This is a genomic window from Vibrio phycocola (assembly GCF_054404255.1).
The window spans coordinates 222,248-238,103 of the sequence record NZ_JBTAMQ010000005.1; the positions used below are offsets into that span (position 1 = coordinate 222,248).

Below are 15,856 nucleotides of genomic sequence, written 5' to 3' on the forward strand. Positions count from 1 at the left end.
GAAGCTTCAAAATGAAGCTTCAGCTCTAACTTTCAAGTTTGTTACGACATCTGTTTTTTTCTAAATACAGCAACAAGAAGTAACATTGCTAAGGCTATGCCTCCGGTACTGCCACCACTTGAACCACCGCCACTATAACTAGGGACTGGTGTTTGATACGCGGGTTGTTGTGTATCTGCCCTTGTTGGTTTTGGATCTCGAGTCTTTCTTAGTTCTCTCGCTTTCTGTTCTTTCTCAACACGTGTTTTGTTTGTTCTGTCGATAGCATTTTCGGCGAATACGTCCTCTTCAACGACAAGTAGCGAGGTGTAATCGGTTAACAGACCGTACTCTAGAGCTAATTCTTCGAGAGCTTGCTCGGTATCTGCATCCTTAACGCCTAGATAGTTCATGCTGGCTTCCATATCTTTTATCGCAGAGAATGCCCATAAACGTTCCAATTCGGGATTATCAGTTGATTGCTCTGGTAGTGCTATTGTCGTTGTGTATTCCTCAGTGTTACTTCCTATATCTGCTTTTAACGTTACTTTTACCTGACCTGGTTTAAAGTAGTGGCCAAATACAGATAATTGCTCGCCACGATATAGAGTACGGATTTCTTCTGGGGTTAAGTTCTTCACTTTTGTGCCATCGATATCAATTCTAACGTTGCGATAGGCTTGATGATTTAGCTTACTTGTCGCACTCATTAAATGTCCCATAATATCATCGGAATTAGAGATGCTTTGAGCGAAACCATTTGACACTTTGGTCATTGATTCAAGCAATGGACGATTGGCACTGTTACCCATAATAAAGGTAAATAAGCGGACATCGTATTGCTTCATGAGATCGATAAACTCTTCTTTTTGTGTCACACCTACGTTGGCTACACCATCGGTTACCAATATTAGGCCACTTGGGCGATCGTCATCGAGGTTGGACATACCTTCTTTGAGTCCTGCATACAAGTTCGTTCCGCCTCCTGTTCCAATATTTTCCACGGCGAGAAGGGCTTGTTGTACATTGTTTGGTGTTACGGCTTCATAACCTGATGTAACTTCAGTGACTCCTTGGTCGAAGACAACGATACGAAAGCGGTCATTGCTCGGTAATTGCCCCATTGCTTGTTTCACTCCTTCGACTAAGGTGGCGTATTTCGCGTTCATTGATCCTGATTTGTCTAGAATAAAGACCCAATCTCGCTGTGAGCTAATGGGAGAAAGATCATCACCTGGTGTAAAGGTCAGTTTAAAAGTCCCTTTTGAAGATTCTGAAGGATCTCTGTAAGTCACCATATCCAATCGGCCTGGGAGCCCTTCAGTTTGTCGCCAGTAAAAAACGATATCATTATCTAGGGTATAGACAGGATTCGCTGAGCTTTGGAGTGTAGGAGTTTCTTCGTCAGCATTATCGAAAGCTGCTTCACTGTTAACCGGTTGTACGTTACCAATGGTTGCTTGCCATTCTTGTGATGTAACCTGAGTAACATTGGCTTGAGGATGAGCGGGCAGGCGAACTCCGTCGACTGGGTATGACGAGCGCAAGTGCATATTGAATGAGAATTGAGATTTGACGTCATCATTTCTGCTCCAGAAAGAATCACGAGCTTCATCGACGCCTCCTTCTTCTAACGGATAAACATAGTGTCCAATGCCATGATCGATGAGCTCATTTTGAATATAGACGAGTTTCACTTTCACCGACTGTTTCGCTCGAACTGGGTATACACTAATATCAAATGTCTTGTAGTCATCTTTTTCGGTGATCGCCGTCGCTCTTCCTTGTGATTTTTGCTCTTCATAAATCTTGCGGGCTTGGTTTTTTTTCACGGCTTCCGCGATGACTGGATTACCATCGATCCAGTACATAAACTCTCCAACCACCGCGCCTTTAGGTACTGGAAATGAGTAAATTGCTTCGAGGTCAGTGTCGTTAGGGTTATAGAACTCTTGCTCAATACTGGTCGTGGCATAACTATCTTCTATCACAACATCCACATGATGCTGTTCAATTTCCAGATCTTGATATTGACTAGAAACAGGCTTTAAAAGGCCGCTTGCTGATGCGAATGGAGCCAATACTAATGCGGCGAGTGCGAGGGTAATCTTTTGTTTAAATCGGTTTAAGATTTTCATTCTAATCTCCTTTTCTTTAAGTCCCCACGGTTGGAAACTTAAGTCATTTGCTGTGCTTCACAAGCAAGATGCAGCGTTTGGTAAGGAAAGAAAAGAGATAGAAAAAAGGTCGCAATATATGCGACCTAAAGTTATATGGGGTACAACTTATTCTTTGTCAGCAATGTCTTCAAACTGGCTAAATTGCCAAGGCCGGATGGCGACAACAAGGGAAGTGCCGTGCCGTTTGTCCATTGGTAGAGTGCTGTCATCGCGGCACGCATCATAAAATTCGGCAACGAGCTTATCCATCAGTTTATGTAAACGAGGTGTACTGTGGAGAGAAAGTAATCCGGTTGCCATGCTGAGTTTTTCTCCTTCTTTAGTAAAAAAAGAACGGAAAAACTCATCTCTCACCCATTGTTGAAAGTAGGTTTGAATGGGGCCTCCTGGTAACCACTTAAAGTTGGGTGACACCATGAGCTTTATTTTATTTCCTGGCAGTAACTCAATGAGTTTTATTTTATCCAGCAGGGCTAATTTTTGGATAAGAGTGTGCTCAGGTAGTTTGTACTGAGAAGTAATATCTTCAAATGTGTACCCGTTGTGAGTACATACTGCGATAAGCAATAAAATGGGATCGGACACCACCATCTTTTCTTGCTCCATCGTTAATGATGATATTCGGGTATCACGGGAAGAGAAGTGAGCAAAGAGTTCATCCAACTCAATACTCATCATAGTACAAATACTTTCAAGCCGATCCAATGTGAGAGAGTTGCCACTGGTGAGTAGACGTTTGACTGAAGCTTCACTGAGTTCCAGTACCTGAGCAACATCTTTGTAGCTTTTCCCATGAAGCTTGAGTTGTCGCTTAAGTTCGGAAATTAACTGTTTGGTTTGAGACATGCTAATTCCTTTAAAAATCGTGGCATTGTTTGCGAGAAAATATGGCTACGCTTTTTGCGCTGAATAAATTTTAAACTTATTGGTTTTTGCATCGACATTACAGTGACCAAAATGACGCTCAATAATAGGTGGATACTGAAGGAAACTGTTAGCAACGATTATCAGTTGACCACCTCGAGTTAGGTAATCTGGAGCCTGTGCTAATAACGTTTCCGTAGAATCATAATGAGTCTCAAGGCCTGAGTGAAATGGCGGGTTACTCACGATGGCGTCGTATGTTTCATCGACACTTGAATACACATCTGAAGCAAATGCATTTGCGGTGATGTGATTGGCTTCTAACGTGGCTTTTGTTGAAGCGATAGCTAATGCGCTGACATCACATAACGACAGTTCGATGTCTGGATTCTTTTTCGCGATAACCGCACCAATCACTCCCGCACCACAGCCAAAATCCAATACTTTGCCCGAAAGTGTTGAGAGAGTATCTAACAGTAGTCGGCTGCCAATATCCAATTCACCATGACTAAAAACACCGGGAAGTGTTTTTACGATGACATCTTCATCAGCGACATTAATCGAGTAACTCTTGTACCACTCTTCAAGAATAAAAGGTGGGGGGGTGATAGAACATTGCCCCCAATAAAATGAGCAACGTCGAGCTGAATCGTATTTTTTAATTGAGCCATATGGAGCGAACATCTTTTCGATGCTACGCACACCAGAGCGATTTTCACCCACTACGACTACCTCGGTACCTTCTCCCAATTTCGCCATTAACATTGCCAATAGGTATTGCGCTTCTTGCTTGGCTTTTGGCCAGTAGAGTAGCAAAAGGTCTGCGTCACAAGGTACGTTGAGTTCTTCAGAAAATATCGAATTGATAGACGAGTGTTTTTTTAGGTTCGAGTAATAGCCATAGTGTGTCGTAAAGACAGTGACGCTTTCGCAACTAGCTTCGAGCTTTTTAGGAAAATCATCTTCGACTTCCCCCGCAACCAGTACCTTCTTTCCAGCAAAGTAAGCCAATTGACGTTCAGAAATTTGACTGGGCGCGGTTAAACTCGACATAACACAATGATATCCATAAAGGTGACTCAAAATTGGCGCGGATTGTCGCACATTGCTCGTAAAATATCAGCTATTGTCTTGCCGATTTAAGAAGTCTTTAAACTCTTCTTCGTAGATATTAAACAATACTAATGCAATGGCAAAAACCAATGGTCCGTAGATGATCCCCATTAAACCGTAATAGTTAATTCCGCCAAGCAAAGAGAAGAAAATCAGTAATGTGCTCATACCAGAGCTTCCTTGCATTAGCAGTGGGCGGAGAACATTATCAATTGAGCCTACAACGACGACACTCCATATTATAAGGAAAATGGCCCACCCAGTATCACCAGTTGCAAAGAGGTAGAATGCCGCAGGAAGCCAAATTAGAGCTGTTCCAACCATAGGGATAAACGAAGCGAAACCCATCATCGTTCCCCAAAATAATCCGGGGAAGCCAACAACCCACATACCGATGCCACCGGCGACTCCTTGAGCAATAGCCGTTAGAAATGACCCCAACACAGCCGACTTTGATACTGTCTCGATCTCATTGAGTAGACGATCTTCTTGGCTGCGTGATAACGGTAGAATGTGACGCAGGGAGTATATGATTTTGTCGTAGTCTCTCAATAGAAAAAAGAGCACAAATAACATAAGAAGAAAACTGGCCAAAAAGCCTGTGGCATTGCCTAGAAGCTTGGCACTGCTGCCGACCATTTTTGTTCCGAATTGGCTTATCAATTCACTTGCTTTTGCGCCAATGGTTGCAGGCGTTATATCGTCAAATGGAAGGTAGCTATTGGCAAACGCAAAGGCTTCGGTAACCCAATCTTGAGCCATCAAATGAGAAAAACCATCTTGCTCGATCCAGGTGTATGCGCTTTGGGAAAACTTTACCCCTTGTTGAGAGATCGCTCCAGCAACGAGGAGTAACGGTAAAACAATAATAAAGGTAAGAAGGAGGCACGAAAGCAGCGACGCTAGGTTTGGGTAAGTGGGCATTTTGTTCTCGATTCTCTGATGTATCGGATACATCAACATCATAATGATGAAGGCGAGTACAAGAATATGTACATAGGGTTCAATCAGTAAATAACAAAAGAGAGCAGCAACTAATAAGGCGGTAAGAATAACCCAGTGGTTTGAGGTTATTTTAATAGGGTTTGACATGAATAGTTACCATATGACACTAAGGAATTATGAGTATAATGACGGGTAATTCAACACTTTTCAATTAGGAGTGAAATATGGCTTGTTGTGGCGGTGGAAACTGTGACCAGTCAAAGCAAAAGCGAAAACAAAATATCCCTTGGTTTAAACTTGCGATTGGGATTTTGGTTATCCTAGTGGTAGTAAACTGGAAGTGATATTTAGAACTCACTTCCAGCTTATCATCGAATGTTATTTCATCTCTTTTGCAATAATGGCAAAACTGCGATCGGCTGCTTCTAGAGTCGCTTCAACTTCTTTTGGACCATGTGCTAATGAGGTGAAGCTGGCTTCAAACGCAGAAGGAGCTAGGTATACGCCATGCTCAAGCATTAGGTGGAAAAAACGTTTGAAACGCTCGGTATCACAAAGAGCGACATCTTCATAACAAGTCACACTGGTTTGTTCGGTGAAGAAAAAACCAAACATACCCCCCACTTGGTGAACAAGTAGTGGGATATTGTGTTTGTCGGCTAACATTTTGAAACCGTCAGCAATGCTCTTAGTCGTTTGTGCGATACGCTCTTCATTTCCTTTATTGCGCAGTACATTGAGGCAAGTATACCCAGCTGCCATGGCTACCGGGTTACCAGATAATGTTCCAGCCTGATAAACAGGGCCAGTAGGCGCAATATGCTGCATAACTTCTTTACGTCCGCCGAAGGCGCCGACCGGCATGCCGCCACCAATTATCTTACCAAGTGTCGTCAGGTCAGGTTTAATGTTGTAATGAGCTTGAGCACAACCTAAGGCAACGCGAAACCCTGTCATTACTTCATCAAAAATAAGTAATGCACCTTCTTGGTCACAAATTTCACGTAACCCTTCATGGAAACCTGGAATGGGTGGAATGCAATTCATATTGCCAGCAACAGGCTCAACGATAATGCAGGCAATTTCATTGGGGTTTGCGGCAAAAAGTGCTTTTACTGATTCGAGATCATTAAAGCGTGCTGTCAGTGTATATTTTGCAAAATCAGCAGGAACACCTGGTGAACTTGGCTGACCTAAGGTTAATGCGCCAGAACCAGCTTTAACCAGTAGGCTATCCGCATGGCCGTGATAACAGCCTTCAAATTTAATGATTTTATCTCGGTTGGTATAACCACGAGCTAAACGAATCGCACTCATGGTCGCCTCTGTACCTGAGCTTACCATTCTCAATTGTTCCATTGATGGCACTAACTCTGATACTAACTCGGCCATATTAATTTCAGTTTCGGTTGGGGCACCAAAACTTAGCCCACGCTGAGCAGCATCGACCACCGCATCTCTAATTAACGCATGGTTATGACCCAGAATCATTGGCCCCCATGAACCGACATAGTCGATATAAGCTTTGCCATCGACGTCGAAAAGAAACGCACCATCTGCTCGTTCAATGAAAAGTGGTGATCCGCCAACGCCATTAAAGGCTCTAACAGGAGAATTAACGCCACCAGGAATGAAGGCTTGAGCTTTTTGATACAAATCGGATGATTTGGTCATGGGGTATCCTCTAAAATTTAAATTTGGATCAATTTGTGAGCATTGTACTCTACCATTGGCGCAGGAAAACCCTTTTCATTCAATTAGTCAGATTTGTTGATATTTTTTTATTGATTGAAGAGAGGGTGAAAGAGTTGAGGCGAAATCACTAACAATACTTGAACGTCTCACTGAGGTATTAGATAATGGAAATACTTTATAAATAATTACTATATTCTAGGCTGATGTGAAGCGAGAATATTATATAAGTGAGGTCGTAGTGAGTGAGTTAAACGTGCCACTGTCTTTTACTGATGCTGCGGCAATTCGAGTAAAGACGCTAATCCAAGAAGAAGAAAATCCAGATCTTAAGTTGCGAGTATATATAACCGGTGGTGGTTGTAGTGGTTTTCAATATGGGTTTACCTTCGATGAGAAAGTGAACGAAGGCGACATGACAATTGAAAATAGTGGTGTGACTTTGGTTGTTGATCCGATGAGTCTCCAATATTTAATGGGTGGTCAGGTTGATTACACTGAAGGTTTGGAAGGCGCGCGTTTCTTTGTCGATAACCCAAATGCGACCACAACGTGCGGTTGTGGAGCATCATTTAGCGTATAACCGTTAATCATATTTATATTAAAAAAGCCCATAATTCGCGTAATTATGGGCTTTTTAATTTTGTTTATTCGTCGCTCTATTTTGAGTAGAGAAATTTAGCGTAACGTTCCAGTTTCTCTAAACGTATTTTTGCATTCGCTAAAAAGGTTGTCTTATTTTTTCCTGTGAGTGACTTAGACAAAGGAAGAGATACTGTTCTTGGGTTTTTATGTACGCCGTGTACTAAAAATTCATAATGAAGGTGTGGCCCAGTCACTCTGCCTGTGCCTCCTAACGTTCCGATGGTTTGACCTTGCTTCACACGCTGTCCAGTTTTCACAGAACGCCGGGTTAAATGAAGATATTTGGTGACATAGGTATTGCTGTGCTTAATAAACACATAGTTACCGTTAAATTGGTTTCTTGCTGACTTAAGAACCACACCATCACCCGCAGCCCAAATAGGAGTGCCGACGGGCGCGACATAATCTGTTCCACGGTGAGGTTTTACCTTACCAGTTACGGGATGTAAGCGCTTGGGGTTAAAGTTCGATGAAACACGTCGAAAATCGAGTGGGGAACGAAGGAAAGCTTTTTTCATCGCTCTGCCTTTATCATCGTAGTAATCACCGGTTTTATCATCAAGAATTGCAGTGAAGGTTGTCCCCTGATTTACAAAGACTGTTGCGATGATATCACCACGCTCAACTACCTCGCCTTCAACCACTTTTTCTTGGTAGAGTATTTTGAAGCTGTCGCCTTTACGAATATCCAGCGCAAAATCGATATCCCAACCAAAAATGCCTGCAAGTTGCATAATTTGGTTGGCCGTTAATCCAGCACTGCTTGCGGCATTCCAGAAATTAGACCGAATTTCAGATTGCGCGTAATTATATTGGTAGAGGATCTCTTTTTTATCGATTTTTGAGTGATATCCACCATCTTTATTTTTACTTATTACGATGCTTTCGTAGGGACTGACGACACGTCTTAGTTGAATTAAAGCGTTGTTAGAGTCAAACCCAAATTGCAATTTATCTCCGGGCTGCAGTCTAGATAGTTGTTTCTTTATTCCACTGCTGCTGGATGTTAAGTCGTGCAGTACTTTCGAAGAAATGCCCACTCTTTGGAACAAAATAGAAGCACTTTCACCGGATTTTACGCTATAGCTTTCCCAGCGAATGGTTGCTGTCGGAGGAATGGATATGCCAGGAGAGAGAGCTTCACTATTGATTGTTAATGGGTAATGACGCCCTGTTTCAAAATGACTCCCATCGGGATCGAGATCGCGAGGATCAGGCAGAAAAAAGAGCGCGATAATAATTAACGTGGTAAAAAAACCAATTAAGAGCCTATGAAGCAACGGAAGTGTAGACAAAATTGACAGCATATTTCGGTTTCATTCTACCAATATTAATAAAATCTTAGAAAGCATAGTCTAACTGGTTTCAAAATGCAGTGCTATTCAAGTAAACTGTCGCATTATCAAATTTATGCCAAATCTGCGGGAGTGAACAAGAATGGCGAATATTGAAACAGCGCTAGCTGAGATTAAGCGTGGTGTCGATGAACTGATTCCAGAAGAAGAGTTGATTGCAAAGCTTAAAGAGGGACGCCCACTTCGCATTAAGTTAGGCGCCGACCCTACAGCACCAGATATTCATCTTGGTCATACTGTGATTTTAAATAAATTACGAACTTTTCAAGATCTTGGTCATGAAGTTACATTTCTGATTGGAGACTTTACCGGCATGGTCGGTGATCCGACAGGGAAGAACACAACTCGTCCTCCGTTAACTCGTGAAGATGTTCTGCGAAATGCAGAGAGCTATAAAGAGCAAGTATTTAAAATTTTGGATCCAGCTAAAACTAAGATTCAGTTTAACTCCGAGTGGCTGTCAGAACTTGGTGCTGAAGGAATGATTCGTCTTGCAGCAAACCAAACGGTTGCTCGTATGTTAGAACGAGATGATTTCAAAAAGCGTTATGCAGGTGGGCAGCCTATTGCGATTCATGAATTCATGTACCCGTTACTTCAAGGTTATGACTCGGTTGCGATGGAAACTGACGTTGAGCTTGGTGGTACTGATCAGAAGTTTAATTTGTTGATGGGACGAGAGTTACAAAAATCAAATGGTCAGAAACCACAAGTTGTTTTGATGATGCCATTGTTGGTGGGATTAGACGGTGAGAAAAAAATGTCTAAGTCTGCTAATAACTATATTGGTGTCTCTGATGTCCCGACCGAAATGTTCGGTAAAATTATGTCTATTTCTGATGATTTAATGTGGAGTTACTACGAACTGCTGTCATTTCGTCCTTTGGCGCAAATTGATCAGTTTAAATCGGAAGTAGCAGCTGGAACGAATCCACGTGATATAAAAATCTTGTTAGCAAAAGAAATTATTGCTCGTTTCCATAGTGAAGCTGACGCTGATGCTGCTGAGCAAGAGTTCATTAATCGTTTCCAAAAAGGAGCGATTCCAGATGAGATGCCTGAGTTCAGTTACGACAATGGTATTGCGATATGCAATGTACTTAAAGAATCAGGGTTAGTTGGCTCAACATCAGATGCGATGCGAATGATTCGCCAAGGTGCGGCTAAAGCAGATGGTAATAAAGTAGAAGATACTAAATGGGTACCAGAAGCAGGGACTTACGTACTTCAAGTAGGTAAGCGTAAGTTTGCTCGCGTGACTATTGCATAGATATCATTGCTGTTTTAATGAAAGCCAGAGTCGTCGACTTTGGCTTTTTATTTAGAGCTTTTCACAATATATTGATAAAATTCCCTTTCAAATAGAGGGAGCTGTGATTTTTGCTTTTTGGTTTCTGGAAAATAATCAGTGACTAATTGGACGAATGCAGAACTTGGCTTCCCAGATTTGTCTAAACCAAATCCAGCCATATTATACGTTCCATAGAGCGATCCACTTTTGCCGATAATTGCGCCTTTCACTGGTGCCTTTCTCATGCTGGACCGATTACGAAGAGTGCCGCTTTCTCCCGCTTTTGCCATTGATGCGACAAGATGAAGTTTACTATCGTTTTCAGCGATGTATTCGAGGACGTCAACCAATTGTTTGGCACTGAGTCGATTACTGCGTGAAAGCCCACTCCCATCATAAATTTGAGCCGTATCTAAGTTAATGCCTTCTTTCCCCAATACTTCTTTCATGGCTAAAGCCGCATTGGAAAAACTACCCGGTTGGTTGTAAAACTTTGCGCCAATTGTTTTCGCGATGTTATTGGCTATCAAATTGTCCGATCTATGCAGCATTGTGGTGATCAAATCTGATAGTACTGGAGAACGTTTAATCGCGAGTAATTGCTTTTCTTTCTTGCTCGTAGGTGTGCCGATTTTTATGTCGCCATCAAGCTTGATTTTTAGTCTCTTCAAGATGGAAACGACTTGTTCTTTTGCATAAAGAGATGGAGCACGTACGGCAAATTTTAAAGGGAGAGGGTCGTTACGAAAAGCAAGGCAACCGTCGAGATGATAGTGGTTTTCTCTCGTGGAATATAAATCTAGAAAGCAGCGCTTTTTCTTTTGCTCTTCAAGAGATACAGCAACACTTGATGTTGTGGCGACAACAGGAAAGGCTTTAGGGACATAAACTCGGGTCGTACCATCATCATTTGTATAGATTGAGCCGTATACACAATTTCGGTCTAACGTTACAGCACTTGATGGCGCACTATAACATACCCCTAAGATATCCCAAGGCCAGCCAACTGCGGCTTCATACCCATCAAATTGACTATTATCAATCCAAATATCACCTTTAATTCTCTTAACACCACTGAAGGTCAATTTAGAGAGCAGTTGAGACAGATCTTTTGTCGTTAAGGTTGGGTCGCCACTAAATTTGATAATGATGTCGTTATTGGCTCGCAGTAATGATGTGGTGAAACTAAAACTGTCCCCTAAGACGAGCTTAGCAGCTGTGGCGGTTAGTAACTTTAATGTACTTGCTGGTGGAAACAGTTCATTTGATGCAGAACCAAATGTCTGCGTAGGGAAGCTAGGCTTTCCCACTGGAGATACTGTCGCAGTATAGCGAGCGGGCAATTGGATATTCTGTAAATTCTTGTAAGTCGATGGCTGCGCAGAATTAACCATCATAGGAGAAAGAGCAAGAAAAGGAATAATGTAAAAAAAACAACGAATAAACTTAGCCACAGAACCATCTTAGTTTAAGAATTATTTGTCTAGTATAACGTTAAAAAAAGTGAGTGCCATCAAGCCAGAGTGAAAAATTATAATGTTTAGTTTTAATCGAATGAGAAACACCGTTTTTGTCCGGTTTGGTGGTGATTATGTCCTATCGGCCAGAGTTTTTGTGATTATACTGGGTTCATCAAATACGATTGAAAGGTGCTTATGCTAGAACACCAAGTCATTAAAATTGCATTGATTGCTCATGATGGAGCGAATGCCGTCGATGTGTTCGGGCCATTGCAGGTCTTTTCCAGTGCCAATTATATTCTGCGTAAAATGCACCCTGAGCGCGATATCATTGGCTATCAAACTTGTCTCGTTAGCCTGACAGACTTTCAGTTTAAGCTTGATACTCAAACCCGTGTTATAGCTGATGCTTTGATTGATGAAATGGCAACAATAAAACCAGATACCTTAGTCATCGCAGGAGGGCACCAAGCTCCGGAGGTTGCCTCTCAGAGTCAAGTTATGGATACACTCATTCCACATATTCATCAGACTCGACGTGTCGCTTCGGTGTGCAGTGGTGCTTTTATATTGGCAGCCAGTGGAGTGCTAGATAACCGTCGAGCTACAACACATTGGGAACGCTTTCCGGTATTTTCTAAGCGCTTCCCCAAAGTGCGTTTAAAAATGGATGCTTTGTTTACAAAGGACGATAAGTATTATTGCTCTGCAGGTGTAACCTCGGGAATTGACCTTGCATTGAACTTGGTGCAGGAAGATTTCGGTCGTCGTGTTGCGTTAGAAACGTCCCGCGAGATGGTGGCATTTTATCATCGCCCTGGTGGACAAAATCAGTTTTCTAGTATTGATGGTATGAAACCGGCCAAAACTGAAATATTAATTAAGGTCCAGGATTGGATAGAACAACATCTTGATTCTAACTTGGAAGTTTCTCAATTGGCTGAAATTGCGGCGATGAGTGTGCGTAATTTCTCGCGCAAATTTACCCAAGAAACAGGTCTGTCACCATCACGTTACATTGCTATCGCTCGCTTGAACAAAGCTCGGCTAATGCTGGAAGAAAGCACTTATTCCATTAGTAGGGTGGCTCGTGTTTGTGGCTACCACAATAGTGAAACTCTACGTCGTTCATTTGCCCGAGAGCTGAATGTATCTCCTTCAGAATATCGTAAACGCTTTCATGTCAACGCTTAATTATTTCACGTTCACGCCTAACTATAGGAATGCATTATGCCACCAAAAATTATTATTCTAGCGGTTGCTCAGAGCTGCTACTGGTTCGCGGTGCTGATTGGTATCAGTTTATCTTCTATTATCGGTATTAAGTTAGCTCCCCACGCTTCTCTTGCGACATTGCCATTTGGGTTAGTAAGCTTGGGGGCATTGATAAGTACTTATGCGTTATCTGTACTGATGCAGCAGCGTGGACGTCGATTAGGATTGAGACTGGGAGCATTTTCTGGAGCTTGTTCTGCGTTTATATGTGCAGTATCAATTTATATTGAGAGCTTTTCTCTGTTTTGTTTGGGAAGTTTGTTGATGGGGGGGTATCAGGCTTCTTCGGTTTTTTACCGCTTGGCAGCCATGGACGAAGCGCCAGAATCTAAAAAAGGTAGCGTGATGGGGTGGGTGTTGTCAGGCAGTTTACTGGCGGCCGTTTTAGGCCCAACATTGGCTAACTATGCAAATCAATGGTTTAGTGAGCCACCTTACCTTGGCGCGTATTTGTTTGTTGGCATTTTTGCCGTGATTGCCTTTTTATTGCTTGGTGTGTTGAGTAACCCTGTGATCAATAACAACACGCCTGCGCATAATACCCGTCGCTTTTTACGCAATTCAACTTACCGTGTCGGAGTGATCAATACGGCTTTTGGACAGTTTGTGATGATGCTAATGATGGTCGTCACGCCGCTTGCGATGCACGCTCATGAATACTCAACAGATCAGGGTGTTTCTGTGATTGGTTGGCATATTATTGGTATGTTTTTTCCCTCCTTTTTCACCGGTAAATTGATTGATCGTTTTGGTACCAACGCGATAGTTTACGCTGGTTTAGTTATATTTTCTTTAAGCGCAATTTCTACCGTTTTCGGTATGGTATTGATGAACTTTTATGTCAGCTTGTTCCTACTTGGAGTAGGGTGGAACTTTTTATATATGTCTGGTACTGGCCAATATTCTTCGGCAATAGATGTAGATGAGAAAGGTAAAGGACAGGGCGTTGCTGAGCTGATTATTGCGTTTTCCAGTATTATCGCAGTGATTGGTGGAGGGGTGCTGATAAACTGGCTTGATTGGCAGCAGTTGAATTATGGTGTGTTGGTGTTATTACTCGGTATGGCAGCCTTGAATTTGTTCGCGCGTTATTAAGTTTAACTCATGCTCAAAAATTAAGTGCTTGGTGATTTTTGTCGTATCGAGAAGGCGGAATTTTAGGTTTTTAGGTATGTTTTGCCATGTAATGCAGATCTGAAATCAATGTACTGAAGTGAGTCAGTCATGATTCTAGCCAGTGATCATGGAGTAAAAGCGTGAAAGTTGTTTTAAATTCGAAAATTTTCTGAGCCATCTCTTGATTTCAAGTGATCTAATGCCCATGTTTGTTTACACTGAAATTAAGAAATTGATATTGAACTACCTAACCCCATCGGTTGGGTAGTTTTGTTTTGTCCAAAGTTGTTTGATCCAAAAGCAGTTTTGGCATAGAGGTATATTATGGAAAACGTTCCAATGACATTACGCGGTGCTGAACAACTGCGTGTTGAACTAGATAGATTACTAAAGCTTAGACCTAAAATTACTCAAGCTATTGCTGAAGCTCGTGAACTCGGTGACTTAAAAGAAAATGCCGAATACCATGCTGCTCGCGAAGAGCAGGGGATTTGCGAAGCTCAAATTCGAGATATCGAATATAAACTTTCAGTTGCTCAAATTATCGATGTAACCACGATGGAAAATACCGGTAAGGTTATTTTCGGTACTACGGTTACCTTGATCAATGTTGATACCGATGAAGAAAATCGTTATCAAATTGTTGGTGACGATGAAGCTGATATTAAAGCGAGCCGTATATCGGTTAGCTCTCCAATCGCTCGAGGAGTCATCGGTAAGGTCGAAGGCGACGAAGTTACCATCGTGACGCCAAGCGGTGAGAAAGTGTTTGAAATTGACAAAGTTGACTATATTTAATCAGCTAACTGAGCCACTTTTAAATGACAAAAGGTCGCTAATGATTAGCGACCTCTTTTGCGTAAACGATGATATAAATGTCATTTATTTACGTGGAAGTTCAATCTTACGTTGTTCAGACTGACGATAAAGCACGAGTGTTTTTCCGATAGTTTGAACTTTTTCTGCGCGCGTTTCGCGAATAATAGCATCGATAATTAATACTTTGGTTTCTCTATCTTCTGATGCTATTTTTACTTTTACTAGCTCATGATGATTGAGCGCGAGATCGATTTCCGCCAGAACAGCTTCAGTAAGCCCGTTTGCTCCAAGCATTACAACTGGTTTTAAGCTGTGTGCTAGGCCTTTAAGATGCTGCTTTTGTTTCGTACTTAGGTTCATTGTGCGGCCAATTTATTTTTGATTAGGGTTGAAAAGTCGCATTTTAACGCCATCTATGCAGGAAGACTATATTTTCTAGTCTACTTTCTTAAATAGACATGATTTTAATTAGGTCCTCGATGAGTAAACAAAAACATTCAGCAAGTTCTGGTCGTTGGTTAAAAGAACACTTCGATGACAAATATGTCAATGAGGCTAAGAAGAAAGGCTATCGTTCGCGTGCGATTTTCAAGATAGAAGAAATTCAGAATAAAGATAAGTTACTTAAGTCAGGAATGACGGTTGTCGATTTAGGGGCAGCTCCTGGCGGATGGTCTCAATATGCTGCTAATATCGTTGGAGGGGAAGGCCAAGTTATTGCTTGTGACATCCTACCTATGGATTCGATAGCCGGCGTAGCTTTTCTTCAAGGGGATTTCCGAGAAGATGCGGTTCTGGAAGCGCTTTTAGAAAGAATTGGACCAAATATGGTTGATGTTGTTATGTCAGACATGGCACCAAATATGGCTGGTAATTTATCAGTCGATCAGCCAAGAGCAATGTATTTAGTTGAACTGGCACTTGATATGTGTCGCCAAGTTCTGGGTCCAAATGGTTGTTTTGTTGTGAAAGTTTTTCAAGGCGAAGGCTTTGATCAATACATACAAGAAGTTCGAAATATGTTTAAAGCGGTAAAAATTCGCAAACCAGATTCTTCCCGTGCACGATCACGAGAAGTTTATGTTGTTGCGACTGGTTACAAAGGGTAACCATTTTATGGGG

The 15,856-nt window shown here is 41.9% G+C and carries 14 protein-coding genes; 6 read left to right on the forward strand and 8 right to left on the reverse strand.

The genetic code is table 11. From position 1 onward, the window contains the following. Positions 1-41: 41 nt before the first annotated feature. The 5 genes from ACXJY6_RS09685 to hemL form a co-directional block, all read right to left on the reverse strand. Entirely contained in the window at positions 42-2,117 is a 2,076-nt protein-coding gene (locus ACXJY6_RS09685) for a VIT and vWA domain-containing protein (protein WP_458768194.1), read from the reverse strand. Positions 2,118-2,264: 147 nt separating this feature from the next. Beyond that, positions 2,265-3,005 carry a helix-turn-helix domain-containing protein gene (locus tag ACXJY6_RS09690; RefSeq protein WP_458768195.1) on the reverse strand — a complete coding sequence of 247 codons (741 nt, stop codon included), beginning with the start codon at positions 3,003-3,005 and terminating at the stop codon, positions 2,265-2,267. A 45-nt stretch (positions 3,006-3,050) separates the two neighbouring features. Further along, a complete protein-coding gene (rsmC, locus tag ACXJY6_RS09695) occupies positions 3,051-4,076 on the reverse strand; it encodes a 16S rRNA (guanine(1207)-N(2))-methyltransferase RsmC (RefSeq protein ID WP_458768196.1) in 1,026 nt (341 codons plus the stop codon). Positions 4,077-4,142: 66 nt separating this feature from the next. Further along, complete coding sequence (locus ACXJY6_RS09700; protein ID WP_458768197.1) at positions 4,143-5,228, reverse strand: AI-2E family transporter; 1,086 nt, start codon at positions 5,226-5,228, stop codon at positions 4,143-4,145. 231 nt (positions 5,229-5,459) lie between these two features. Continuing rightward, complete coding sequence (hemL, locus tag ACXJY6_RS09705; protein WP_458768198.1) at positions 5,460-6,755, reverse strand: glutamate-1-semialdehyde 2,1-aminomutase; 1,296 nt, start codon at positions 6,753-6,755, stop codon at positions 5,460-5,462. A gap of 259 nt (positions 6,756-7,014) precedes the next feature. Between hemL and erpA the strand changes: the two genes are divergently transcribed. Next, a complete protein-coding gene (gene erpA, locus ACXJY6_RS09710) occupies positions 7,015-7,356 on the forward strand; it encodes an iron-sulfur cluster insertion protein ErpA (protein ID WP_456050632.1) in 342 nt (113 codons plus the stop codon). Positions 7,357-7,432: 76 nt separating this feature from the next. On the opposite strand, the gene ACXJY6_RS09715 is transcribed toward erpA, so the two are convergent. Then, a complete protein-coding gene (locus ACXJY6_RS09715; RefSeq protein WP_456050633.1) occupies positions 7,433-8,725 on the reverse strand; it encodes a peptidoglycan DD-endopeptidase ShyC in 1,293 nt (430 codons plus the stop codon). Positions 8,726-8,855: 130 nt separating this feature from the next. Here ACXJY6_RS09715 and tyrS point away from each other — a divergent pair, with 130 nt between their 5' ends. Beyond that, positions 8,856-10,043, forward strand: a complete 1,188-nt coding sequence (gene tyrS / locus ACXJY6_RS09720) for a tyrosine--tRNA ligase (protein WP_458768199.1) — start codon at positions 8,856-8,858, stop codon at positions 10,041-10,043. 47 nt (positions 10,044-10,090) lie between these two features. Here tyrS and dacB read toward each other — a convergent pair whose 3' ends face one another. After that, positions 10,091-11,518 carry a D-alanyl-D-alanine carboxypeptidase/D-alanyl-D-alanine endopeptidase gene (gene dacB / locus ACXJY6_RS09725; RefSeq protein WP_458768200.1) on the reverse strand — a complete coding sequence of 476 codons (1,428 nt, stop codon included), beginning with the start codon at positions 11,516-11,518 and terminating at the stop codon, positions 10,091-10,093. A gap of 201 nt (positions 11,519-11,719) precedes the next feature. Between dacB and ACXJY6_RS09730 the strand changes: the two genes are divergently transcribed. From ACXJY6_RS09730 to greA, 3 genes are all read left to right on the forward strand, one after another. Next, positions 11,720-12,718, forward strand: coding sequence for a GlxA family transcriptional regulator (locus tag ACXJY6_RS09730; RefSeq protein WP_458768201.1), 999 nt, complete (start codon positions 11,720-11,722; stop codon positions 12,716-12,718). 36 nt (positions 12,719-12,754) lie between these two features. Continuing rightward, entirely contained in the window at positions 12,755-13,894 is a 1,140-nt protein-coding gene (locus ACXJY6_RS09735) for an MFS transporter (RefSeq protein ID WP_458768202.1), read from the forward strand. A 345-nt stretch (positions 13,895-14,239) separates the two neighbouring features. Next, positions 14,240-14,713 (forward strand): transcription elongation factor GreA, encoded by a 474-nt coding sequence (greA, locus tag ACXJY6_RS09740; protein WP_456050638.1) that lies wholly within the window; start codon positions 14,240-14,242, stop codon positions 14,711-14,713. Between the two features lie 84 nt (positions 14,714-14,797). Here the strand turns inward: greA and yhbY are convergent, their stop codons facing one another. Further along, positions 14,798-15,094, reverse strand: coding sequence for a ribosome assembly RNA-binding protein YhbY (gene yhbY / locus ACXJY6_RS09745; protein WP_456050639.1), 297 nt, complete (start codon positions 15,092-15,094; stop codon positions 14,798-14,800). A gap of 119 nt (positions 15,095-15,213) precedes the next feature. Between yhbY and rlmE the strand changes: the two genes are divergently transcribed. Next, entirely contained in the window at positions 15,214-15,843 is a 630-nt protein-coding gene (gene rlmE / locus ACXJY6_RS09750; RefSeq protein ID WP_456050640.1) for a 23S rRNA (uridine(2552)-2'-O)-methyltransferase RlmE, read from the forward strand. Positions 15,844-15,856 lie beyond the last annotated feature (13 nt).